Source organism: Pseudomonas sp. E45-MNA-CIBAN-0222 (assembly GCF_040310405.1).
Classification (GTDB): Bacteria; Pseudomonadota; Gammaproteobacteria; order Pseudomonadales; family Pseudomonadaceae; genus Stutzerimonas; species Stutzerimonas stutzeri_AC.
Map to the genome: position 1 here is coordinate 1 of NZ_JBEOPU010000218.1, position 241 is coordinate 241.

General features: G+C 41.5%; 1 protein-coding gene. It reads right to left on the reverse strand.

The window, feature by feature from the left end; all coding sequences use genetic code 11:
* The coding region (locus AAEZ08_RS23395) for a hypothetical protein (RefSeq protein ID WP_500125240.1) at positions 1-241 on the reverse strand (241 nt) is incomplete at both ends.

Genomic DNA, 241 nt, shown 5'->3' on the forward strand with positions numbered 1-241 from the left:
TGCTTTGACATTAACACTAATGGCTCGTCGTGATGATGTTTTAAAATGGCTTCTGCGTGCCAAGCCACTTGAGTCGGTTGATGGCGTAAAAAGTATTCTGCTTTGAAACGTGTCCAGAGTGCATCCATGTCTTTTTCTTTTAGGCCACGACGAATAAGTTCTTTTTTAGCTTTGGCTTGGATCTCTTTAACTCGCGCTTTAACATCGACTGGTTTTTCTTTACCCCGAGCTAATACTCTTT